This window comes from Bacteroidota bacterium (assembly GCA_018831055.1).
Taxonomy (GTDB): Bacteria; Bacteroidota; Bacteroidia; order Bacteroidales; family B18-G4; genus M55B132.
The window spans coordinates 1-6,866 of sequence record JAHJRE010000018.1; the positions used below are offsets into that span (position 1 = coordinate 1).

At 44.3% G+C, this 6,866-nt stretch carries 9 protein-coding genes; 2 read left to right on the top strand and 7 right to left on the bottom strand.

Annotated elements, in window-relative coordinates; translation table 11 throughout:
* Nucleotides 1-5: 5 nt before the first annotated feature.
* The 4 genes from KKA81_01435 to KKA81_01450 all read right to left on the bottom strand — a co-directional run bounded on the left by KKA81_01435 (nt 6) and on the right by KKA81_01450 (nt 3,997).
* Nucleotides 6-845, bottom strand: coding sequence for a sugar phosphate isomerase/epimerase (locus KKA81_01435; GenBank protein ID MBU2649570.1), 840 nt, complete (start codon nt 843-845; stop codon nt 6-8).
* Nucleotides 846-854: 9 nt separating this feature from the next.
* Complete coding sequence (locus KKA81_01440) at nt 855-1,889, bottom strand: Gfo/Idh/MocA family oxidoreductase (protein ID MBU2649571.1); 1,035 nt, start codon at nt 1,887-1,889, stop codon at nt 855-857.
* A gap of 72 nt (nt 1,890-1,961) precedes the next feature.
* On the bottom strand, nt 1,962-3,521 hold the full coding sequence (locus tag KKA81_01445) for a Gfo/Idh/MocA family oxidoreductase (protein MBU2649572.1): 1,560 nt from the start codon (nt 3,519-3,521) through the stop codon (nt 1,962-1,964).
* 8 nt (nt 3,522-3,529) lie between these two features.
* Nucleotides 3,530-3,997, bottom strand: a complete 468-nt coding sequence (locus tag KKA81_01450; GenBank protein MBU2649573.1) for a DoxX family membrane protein — start codon at nt 3,995-3,997, stop codon at nt 3,530-3,532.
* 272 nt (nt 3,998-4,269) lie between these two features.
* Here KKA81_01450 and KKA81_01455 point away from each other — a divergent pair, with 272 nt between their 5' ends.
* Entirely contained in the window at nt 4,270-5,688 is a 1,419-nt protein-coding gene (locus KKA81_01455; protein ID MBU2649574.1) for a hypothetical protein, read from the top strand.
* Nucleotides 5,689-5,690: 2 nt separating this feature from the next.
* On the opposite strand, the gene KKA81_01460 is transcribed toward KKA81_01455, so the two are convergent.
* The 3 genes from KKA81_01460 to KKA81_01470 all read right to left on the bottom strand — a co-directional run bounded on the left by KKA81_01460 (nt 5,691) and on the right by KKA81_01470 (nt 6,551).
* Complete coding sequence (locus tag KKA81_01460; GenBank protein MBU2649575.1) at nt 5,691-5,945, bottom strand: hypothetical protein; 255 nt, start codon at nt 5,943-5,945, stop codon at nt 5,691-5,693.
* A gap of 64 nt (nt 5,946-6,009) precedes the next feature.
* The gene (locus KKA81_01465; GenBank protein ID MBU2649576.1) at nt 6,010-6,234 is read right to left on the bottom strand and encodes a HEPN domain-containing protein; all 225 of its coding nucleotides are present in this window, start codon (nt 6,232-6,234) and stop codon (nt 6,010-6,012) included.
* On the bottom strand, nt 6,231-6,551 hold the full coding sequence (locus KKA81_01470) for a nucleotidyltransferase domain-containing protein (protein ID MBU2649577.1): 321 nt from the start codon (nt 6,549-6,551) through the stop codon (nt 6,231-6,233). Before KKA81_01470 ends, KKA81_01465 begins: the two co-directional genes overlap by 4 nt.
* A 179-nt stretch (nt 6,552-6,730) precedes the next feature.
* On the opposite strand from KKA81_01470, the gene KKA81_01475 reads away from it, so the two are divergent.
* Nucleotides 6,731-6,862, top strand: a complete 132-nt coding sequence (locus KKA81_01475; protein ID MBU2649578.1) for a transcriptional regulator — start codon at nt 6,731-6,733, stop codon at nt 6,860-6,862.
* Nucleotides 6,863-6,866 lie beyond the last annotated feature (4 nt).

Below are 6,866 nucleotides of genomic sequence, written 5' to 3' on the forward strand. Positions count from 1 at the left end.
CCCCTTTATCCCAGTTCCCCCTCAATATACCCGTAACTCTCCTCTACACATTCTACCGGGCTCTTTTCATAATCTTCCTGCTCCAGATAAAAGTACTTCATTCCTGCGATATCTGCAAGGGCAAATATTTCTTTGAAATTAATATTCCCATTGCCGATGATGCAGCTTTTTCCGTCTGGCCCCATATCTTTGACATGCCAAAGCTCAAAGCGTCCGGGATATTTCCTGAAATAATCCAACGGATCGGCTCCGCCTTTGATGATCCAGTAAATGTCCATCTCGAAACATACCAGTCCGGGCTCCGTTTCCTGCAACAGGATGTCATAGGGAATAATACCATCAATGGGCTCAAACTCCCGTGCATGGTTGTGATAGCCGAATCCCAGGCCTGCTTCTCTGACTGCAAGACCGATAGTGTTCAGTTCTTCCGCGATCCTTTTGAAGTCATCTGTTGTACTCACGGGCCTGCCTCCGGGTGATGGCAGCACGAGGTATTCTAATCCGGCATCCACGGCTTTTTCTGCATAATGCCTGCAGTTGTCACTGCTGATCCCTGTATGGGTGCTGCTTAGCCGGGCACCGAGGTTCCTTACGATATCCCCGTATTCACGGGCCTCAATCCCATAAAACTTACCGTCGAAACCATAAGGCTCTATATTGTTAAACCCTATATCCGTGACAATCTGCAAAGTTCCTACAGGATCTTTGCCTGCTATGTCGCGTAAGGTCCAGAGCTGTATGCCTGTCAGCCGTTTTGGTCGTATGCAGTATGGAAAGGTGCAGGATGCTGCAGCTCCCACGGTGAGCAACGACAGGGTTTTGATGAATTCACGCCTTGATTTCATATTCCTGGGTTATAATGGCATTACTGACTGATTTTCATTGCTTTGTATGGCATTTTCTATGATGCGGATGTTCAGTGCTGCCTCAGAAGGCTTAACGGCCATTTCTGCACCTTTTTCAATGACTTCCGCGACGTTGGCGTAAAATCCCATGTAGTTTCCTGCCAGCGTTTCAAAGGGTTTTCGCACAACTTTTCCATTCATTTCGGTATGAATCGTGCCCCAGTCTTCTTTCCCTTCAACACCCCACAATTCCCCGCCAGGCATTTTTCCTTCCACCAAAGCTTTTTCCTGGGGATCAAGTCCGTATTTGACAAATGATCCTTTTCTGCCATGAATAGTGAAACGAGGTCCTTTTTCCCTGACAAAAACGCCGGCTTTGATGGTCACATTTTTTCGGGGATAGATCAGCTTCAGGTCGAAACTGTCGTCAACAATACTGTTTTCCCGCTGGTTGAACAAACGGCAAAAAACAGCGTCAGGCTTACCAAACAGGCTTATGGACTGGTCGATCAGATGAACCCCCAGGTCGAACAAGGTTCCGCCTGCCATCTTTTTTGTGTATCTCCAGGATGCCCGCCCAACTTCAGGATTGTAACGGTCGAAATGAGACTCAAATTCCAGGATGTCTCCCAGGAGGTTTTGTTCCAGTATCTTTTTTACTGTCAGGAAATCGCCATCCCAGCGCCGGTTTTGATATGGGAATAAAAGCCGCCTGCATTCACCTGCCACTTTTATGATTTCTTCTGCATCCTTGAAAGTGGGTGTAATGGGTTTTTCCAGGACGACATGTTTCCCTGCCTGCAAGGTCTGGATAGTTTGCTCTTTATGGAATTCATTGGGTGTGGATATGACCACCAGGTCAATGGAGGGATCATCTAAAACATCCCGGAAGTCCCGGGAAATGGGGATATCGTGGTAAGGCGCGGGAAGTTCAGGCTTTGTGGTGACAATGGTTTTTAATGTAAAATTCTCATGGTTTTTCACGAATGGGGCGTGAAACACCTTTCCTGATAAGCCAAATCCGATGATTGCGGTATTAATCATTTAGAATGGTTTTAATGAATTTGTCTGCAATATCATCATCGATGCCAATTTATTTGTTTCACCCCGTTGCCCTCATACCATCACCTCCCTCTCCCTGTCCCAGTAAACTCTTCTTCCTTCGTGGTAGGAAACCGTTCCCATGTGGGCGGTGATTGCTTCCTGGAAGGCCATATCGATGTTACAGCTGGGTTGGGAGCCGTCCTTTTTCCGGATGCAGTTGATCCACTCTCTCAGGTGCAGGTATGTTGTATCCACTTGTTTCCCACCGCGGTAGGTGTATAATAGTCCTCTTCCTGCAAAATATCTTTCGGTTGGTGAGGTGACGGCATCGACGGTGTTTTGGCCCGGGACATAGGTATAAATAGGTTTTCCTGCTTCCATGATACCCTGATCGATTTTTTCCCGGTATTTGGTTGATCCGGGATCGGCATTGATCACCAGGGTATCTCCCAGTTCCATCCAGGCATCATGGCCCATGATTGCTTTGCCGCGGTCTTTATCGCTGGCCAGTGTGGCGCTGTAAACCAGGGTAAGGTCTCTGTCGGGGTATTCAAAGGCCATATTCAGCACATCGGGCACCGTGCGCCCATCCTGGAAGAAATAAATGCCCCCGGAAGCCATGGCCGAATGCGGTATGCCGAGATCAAGGATCTGATTGATGGCATCGTATTCGTGGGTAAAGAGGTCGCCGCTAAGCCCGGTGCTGTAATCCCACCAGCAGCGCCAGCGGAAGAAACGCTCCAGGCTGAAATCGTGCCAGGGCGCCGGCCCGATGAACTGTCTCCAGTCTATGGTCTCCGGGCTTGCTTCCGGAGGAATGTCATATACCCAGGCTCCGTTCGGGTCGTTGCGGTTGGTGCATACCTCAATAAGGGAGATCTTTCCCAGCGCCCCTTGCTGTATGAGTGACCGTGCGGCATGATAGCTCTCCGTCTGCCTCCCCTGATGACCAAGCTGGAAGACGATACCGGTTTCCTTAACCAGATCCCTGATCTCATAGGTCTCGGGTATGGTCCAGGATAAGGGCTTCTCGCAATAGACATGTTTGCCGTTGCGGGCGGCTTCCTTTGCTACAGGGACATGTAGATGGTCAGGTGTGGCAATGATCACCGCATCGATATCCGGGTCGGCCAGTAATTCAGTGTAGGTTTTATACCGTTTGGGGGAAGGGCCCATTTTACCTCCGGTACCATTGCGGTAAAGGTTGGATGAGGCCTCCATCCCTTTTTCCGCGTTCAGGTCGAAAACATCACAGATGGCTGTGATCTGCACGTTCAGGTCTTCCTGATCCAGAAATTGTTGAACATACTCAGCCCACCATTTGTCCTGGGAAGCATTTTCCTTCCATTGATCCAGGGTTTTGGGATTCAGGAACCCCATGGATTTGGCTATGTAACGCGCCCTGCCGCCGAAACCCACCACTCCGATACGGAGTGTATCCCCTTGTTCAAGAGGAGGTAAGCCTGTCGGGACATTCACCGAGATATCACCCAGCATATTCCGGCTGATCCTGCTGTAGCGTTGTTTTTGTTTGTAAAGACCCCAGCCTAAGGCTCCCAGCAGAGGGACAGCGGCCAATCCCTTGATAAGGTCCCGCCGGCTGAAGTTTGCTTTGTTGGCATCATCCATCATCTGTACGTTTATAGTTTTATCCTGAAAATCCTTTCAAGCCCGATGATATGGCTGGTTGGAAATACAAGCATTACCAGGAGTGCAAGTATCTCTATGATGTTTTTGTTAATTATGAAATAGCTTCCATCCACCGGCATCAGGTATTCCAGCCCCGGCCAGGCAGGATGTGAAAGATAATACAGGAGAAGAAGGATAATTCCCGCGATGCCGGATATCCTTGTAAAGATCCCTAATATCAGTGAAAGTCCTATCAGTGTAAGGCCCCATTCATTCATGAAGTCGGAAACCATCAGCAAGGAGTTGTTGCCCGCGATCCATTCATAAAAACCCGACATGAATCCTTTGGAATCAAGCAGATAGCTTTTCCCCGACCAGGCTGGGTTTAATAATTTTGACGCACCTTCATAGAGAAAGTGCCAACCGATAAATACTCTGAGGAGAACCAGGAAAGTTAATTGAGAACTTGTGTATCGCATCGCAGTATTGTTATGAAGATAACAAACCTACGGGAAAAGATTGATTTTTGCAAGAGGATTGATAAAACAGACGGGTGAAGAGTTGTATTTGATTTACGATCAAAGATTAACGAATGTTGAAGTTAGAGGTTCCGGAAATTGGCATTAAGATTAAGAAACTGTAAGCATTTCATATCATAGCATATTTTCCCGTATAAATTTGCATTCGATCAATATGTTTCGTAAATTAGTGCGAATATTTCGTTATCTAATATTGCCGATAATTGATAATAATGAAAAAACTCATATTGATAGCAGTGATGCTGTTCCCGTCTTATGGCAGCATCGCCCAGACATTGATCGCCACCAGCGACCATGATTATGTGACTGCAAATCATAATCAAAGAAAGATCGTGAGGGATTCTGCTGACAATCTCTATGTTACGTATTTGGATTACGATCATCCACACAGTATAATCAAAGGGGTTATGTATTACAGTGATTCCGGCCTGTGGGGCGAACCGTTTGAGATCATTGAAGGGTATAATCCTACATTGGCAATAAGTAGTGATAATAAAATCCACCTTTTGTTTGGATCTGATGAGGAAACAAGTGAGATCAGGTATATGAGTACTTTTGATTTTATCAACTGGACCGATTACAAGCAGGTCAGCGATAATAATGTTGTGAATTTGCTGCCTGTTGCGGATGTTGATTCATCAGGGGATGTGAATGTTTTTTGGATACAGAGAAACGGCAACCTGACTGAATCACTCAGATATGCGCGCATTTCCGGTGATTCTGTCGCTGAAAGAAAAAGCATTGTAACAAAGAATAAAATCAACGATATTGCCATTGCCAATCATTTGCAATATCTTACTGATGATCTGTTCTTTGGCATTCAGTTTAACCAGGATTCACTGCAATTCTTCTGGTCGGATGACAAAATGGAAAGCTTTGATACCATATATTCCGCTATGGGTTCCCAGCCATGCATTTCGTTGAATTCGGAGTATGAAAATCACCCGGAACATAGTCGTGCAGTATTTCTGCATAGAGATACTTCCTTTGAACCTGTGGAAGCCGAGTTTCTTATCAGATGGGATGACCTGTTTACCGCTCCTTTGCAAATCGGTCCGGTTGAATATTTATGCATTGATAATCTGGCCCCTCCCATAGGTTATAGTTACTTGTTTATGCAGGATGATGGATTTCTTATTCATGGCTTTTCTTACGGCCCATTGTGGGATCAGAATGAAATCATGGAATCCATATATGATAGCTGGGTCATGCAACCGTCAATCGTCTACAAGCAATTTAATTTTGAATATGTGGATTTTATTTATGCATTGGGGATCTCAAACTATGATATTTATCATATGCGGGATGACAAGCACATCTACATCAACATTGAAGAAGATAAGGAAACGGGAAAAGGCTTTTCAATAACAGGATATCCAAATCCATTTTCAGAGAATCTGTTCCTAAACATTTCCCTGGAAAGGGAAATTGAAGTACCCAGTATCCTGATATATAATACTAATTCGCAATTGATCAAAACATTATCCGTTGAAATGACCGGAGAAATGGAGTGCTATGCACAATGGGACGGAACCGGCGAGAGCGGTGAATACGTAAAACCCGGGATTTATTTGATTTTATTTTCTTCCGGAGATAAAAGAACTGCCAGGAAGGTTGTATATCAACCTTAGAATCATGAATTTGGGAGAAGATCATCATTCCGGATTTTCTGAATCTTTTCGATAATTTTCTTCAAAGTGATGTTCAGTTTTTCCTTATCCGGAGGATCTCCCCAGAAAATATCATCCAGGAGGCCTTCATCTGCCTGCATGATCTCTTTAGTGAGTATTTCAGCCTTATCAAGGTATTCATTTTCATCTTCGCAATCACCGGAAAGCAGTCCGTAATGCAATGTCAGGTCATGGGTCAATCGTTCTGCTTCAATCATGATCCCTTCGTATGCTTCCTGTGATAATTCATCTGTATCTATAGGCTTGAATGGTATTGATTATTTAATTATTTGAATTCAGAAAATATTTTTGCTGTCTGGTGATTTCGTTATTTGGCATTTTGTGTTTGGCAAGCAATGCTCCTATGGCATAGAAACACGCATAATACATTCGGTTGATAGATGTATTCCAGAATTTGTTTTCTCTATGACTCTGAACTTCTTCAATAGTCTCCCGTGCAAGTTCTATGCGATATTTTATATAATCATCGTGTTTATAATCTGTCATAGAAGTCTCCCCTCCCGCATTATAATCTGATAAAAAGGTGTGATTTTATATTTTGTGTTCCATTCTTTCTCGCTGTAAATCATCGGACTTATAACTTCTCCTGTGTCAAATTCAAGATCATATAGGGGGTAAATAATTTTCTGTTCATCTTCGGGAGATATCTTGTCCTTATTCAGCAGTATCAGCAAGTCCCAATCGGAATCGCTCTTGGCCATCCCTCGTGACCTGGAACCATACAAATAAATCTTCGCTCCCGGTTCTTGTTCCGTGATGATTTTCTTTATTTGTTTCAATATTTTGTTGTCAGGATTTTTCATACTCCAAATATAATCAAAATGCGGCTATATCTTTTATTTATTAGCTGGATTTTCGGGTACAATTGTGTGTGTAAGCTTCCCCATTATTGTATGCAATTTACAAAATACATTCAGAATTTCATCATGTTTGGGGTGAAATTTATTAACACGGGGGTGGGGGAAAGGGAGAGGGGAGATATATCTCCGTGAAGAAGTCGTTCCGCAATAATTATCCCTTGACTACCTGTAAAATTACGAAGAAAGGTATTGAGGCTTTTGAGAACTATGTTAAGGCTATTTCCGGTTACCTTAATACGGGTAGAGGTGAATAGACTC

Bases quoted from the DNA above. Each gene is read 5' to 3' on its own strand.
- KKA81_01435 (MBU2649570.1), bottom strand. From the start codon at position 845: ATGAAATCAAGGCGTGAATTCATCAAAACCCTGTCGTTGCTCACCGTG.
- KKA81_01440 (MBU2649571.1), bottom strand. From the start codon at position 1,889: ATGATTAATACCGCAATCATCGGATTTGGCTTATCAGGAAAGGTGTTT.
- KKA81_01445 (MBU2649572.1), bottom strand. From the start codon at position 3,521: ATGATGGATGATGCCAACAAAGCAAACTTCAGCCGGCGGGACCTTATC.
- KKA81_01450 (MBU2649573.1), bottom strand. From the start codon at position 3,997: ATGCGATACACAAGTTCTCAATTAACTTTCCTGGTTCTCCTCAGAGTA.
- KKA81_01455 (MBU2649574.1), top strand. From the start codon at position 4,270: ATGAAAAAACTCATATTGATAGCAGTGATGCTGTTCCCGTCTTATGGC.
- KKA81_01460 (MBU2649575.1), bottom strand. From the start codon at position 5,945: ATGATTGAAGCAGAACGATTGACCCATGACCTGACATTGCATTACGGA.
- KKA81_01465 (MBU2649576.1), bottom strand. From the start codon at position 6,234: ATGACAGATTATAAACACGATGATTATATAAAATATCGCATAGAACTT.
- KKA81_01470 (MBU2649577.1), bottom strand. From the start codon at position 6,551: ATGAAAAATCCTGACAACAAAATATTGAAACAAATAAAGAAAATCATC.